The organism is Rhizobium acaciae (assembly GCF_025941625.1).
Taxonomy (GTDB): Bacteria; Pseudomonadota; Alphaproteobacteria; order Rhizobiales; family Rhizobiaceae; genus Rhizobium; species Rhizobium acaciae.
On record NZ_JAPCZO010000062.1, the window covers coordinates 1 to 2,540 of the forward strand.

At 73.5% G+C, this 2,540-nt stretch carries 1 protein-coding gene; it reads right to left on the reverse strand.

Annotated elements, in window-relative coordinates; translation table 11 throughout:
* The coding region (locus OLZ32_RS39025) for a type VI secretion system Vgr family protein (RefSeq protein ID WP_264425699.1) at window positions 1–2,540 on the reverse strand (2,540 nt) is incomplete at both ends.

A 2,540-nucleotide genomic window follows, 5' to 3' on the forward strand; every position in this document is an offset into this window, starting at 1 on the left:
ATGTTGCCGCCTTCGATGGTGACGCTGGCCCCGCCGGCTACCGCCAGGTGGATGGTCTTGCCTGCCGCCAGTTCCACTTCGGCATTGGCGCTGATCAGCTTCAAGCCTTCCTTCGACTGCACGCGCACTTCGTCCGACTGCGCCTGCACGTCCAGCGCGCCTTCGCCGCTGACGAGGCTCAGGCTATGCGCCTGCGTTTGCCCGCCGTCCACCGCCGCGGCCAGCACGCCGATCGCCTGGCCGCTGTGCAGCCGCGCGTCGCCGGCGATGGCCGCTTCGCTGCCCGCACCGCTGGCCAGCGTCAGCGTCTCGCCCACGCTCCAGCTCAGGCCCTGGCCGGCCACCACGCCGATCCCCGCCGGTGCGGCCAGGCCCAGCAATGCATCGCCGGTGTGCGGTACGCGGCCGTCGCCGGGGCTGGCGCTGCGCTCGGCCGCCGCGCCCTTGGCGTCGGCGTAGACCGTGCCCGGCACCGTGGTCTTCACGCTGGTCAGCAGCGCCTGCAGCGGCGCCTGATCGGGGATCAGTTGCGACTGGTTCGCCTTCTTTGCCCCTTCGTGCGCGGCCAGTTTCACCGTCTGGTGCGTGCCCGCCGCCTGCGAGAACGTCTTGCCCAGCGTCTGCAGTTGGGTCAGCAGCGCGCTGGGCTGGGTCGCCTCGCCGGCCGGGCCGCTGCTGCGGCCGTAGCTGCTCAGCCATAGCCCCGAGGTGGCGCGCACCGCGCCCCATGCGTCGGTGCGCAGTTCGAAGCCTTCCCCGCGGAAGCTGCCGCGGTAGTTGTCGGCCTGGTGGATCAGGTGCCCCAGGTTCAGTTGCGTGGCCGCCTGGGTGGTCGCAAGTTGCAAGCGCAGTTGCTGGTCGCTGTCGTCGAACACCAGCCGGCTGTGGCCAGCGCCGCCCCATTCCTTGGATTGCACGCCCCACAGCGCGGTGGCATTGCGGTGGTTGTCCGCGCCGCCGCCGGCGCCGTGCCAGGCCGGGGCGTGGCCGCCTGCCAGGTTGCCCTGCGCGCTGGGTCGGCCGTCGCCGGCCTGGGCATACAGGCGGGTGTCGGCCTCGGCGCTGGCGCCGCCGGGGGTGGCGGGAACGCCGGCTTCGCCCTTGCCGTTGTACAGCGCGCCCAGCACCACCGGACGGTCGATGTCCCCCTCCAGGAAGCCCACCAGCACTTCCTGGCCGATGCGCGGCAGGAACTGGCTGCCCACGCCCGGGCCGGCGTAGCGCTGCGCCACCCGCAGCCACGTGCTGTCCTGCGCCGCCGGGGCCGACGCGGCGTGCTGGAAGTGGAACCTGACCCGGATCCGGCCCAGCGCGTCGGCATAGACCTCCTGGCTGCCGCTGGTGCTGCCATCGGCGCCGACCACGATGGCGCTCTGGTAGCCCGGCGCGGTCGGCCGCGGGTTCAGCCGCGCCCCGGTGCCGTCGGCCAGTACCGGCCGCCACGGCTGCTGCCGGTCCACCGCCTCGAAGGCGTTGCCGTAGCCCACCGCCTCGGCTTGCGCCCAGGTGCTGCGTGCGGCCACCGCGCTGGCGTCCGGCCACGCCGGCGCGGCGCCCAGCTGCGCCTGCAGCGCCGCGCGCACGTCCACCGGCAGGTTGTTGATGCCCGCATGCCACACCCGCGTCAGCAGCAGCTGCGCCGGCGGCGCCTGGCCCTGCTGCGGCGCCTGGGTCAGCGTGAACCAGGTGCCGGCGCGCAGCGTGCGCACCGTGCTGCGGCCCTGCCACGGCGACCACTGCGCCTCCTGCGCTTGCGCCATCAACTCCGCATAGCGGTCTGCTTCCTGCGCGCTGGCGAAGGCGTCCATCCCCACCGGCTCGTACACCTCGCGCAGCGACTGCCTGCCGCCGCCATGCAGCGGCAGTTGCGCGCTGCGCGCCTGGCGCGTCTTGACGTCTTCGCTGAGCACGGTCAGCCGGCCGCTGCCCAGCCGCCGGGTGGCGCCGAGCGCCAGCACGCTGTCGGCCGCCTCGGTGGCGTCGCTACGGTGGTAGCGCAGCCCGCCGCCCTGCGCCGAACTGGGGTCCTGCGGTTGCGCGGCGCTGTCGGCGAATACCACCAGTTGGTGCCCGCCGGGCGACTGGTCCGCCTCCTGCAGCCGCCAGCCCAGCCCTTCCTCGGCCAGCAGCCGCTGCACGAAGTCCAGGTCGCTCTCCCGATACTGCACGCAGTCGCTGCGCGGCCGCGCCTGGGCCAGGAACCCGGTCACCTCTTCGCTCCACTGCCAGCTCGCCATTGGCGCGTAGTCGGCGAACACCGCTTCCACGATCTGCACCAGCGTGCGTTCCTGGAACACCCGGCTGTGCCGGCCCTGCGACAGCCACCACGTCCACGGCACCAGGCCTACCCGGTAGCGCGCCAGCCCGCCGTCGCTGCCCAGTTCGTACGCTTCGTGGATCAGCCCCGTGCGCGGGCTCTCGCCGCCATCGGCCAGCCGGGTGTACAGCGTCGCGCGGCGCCCCAGCCACGCCTCCAGCGACAAGCCCGCCTGCGTGCTCAGCACGTCCACCCACCACACGAACCCCTCGCTCAGGCGTTC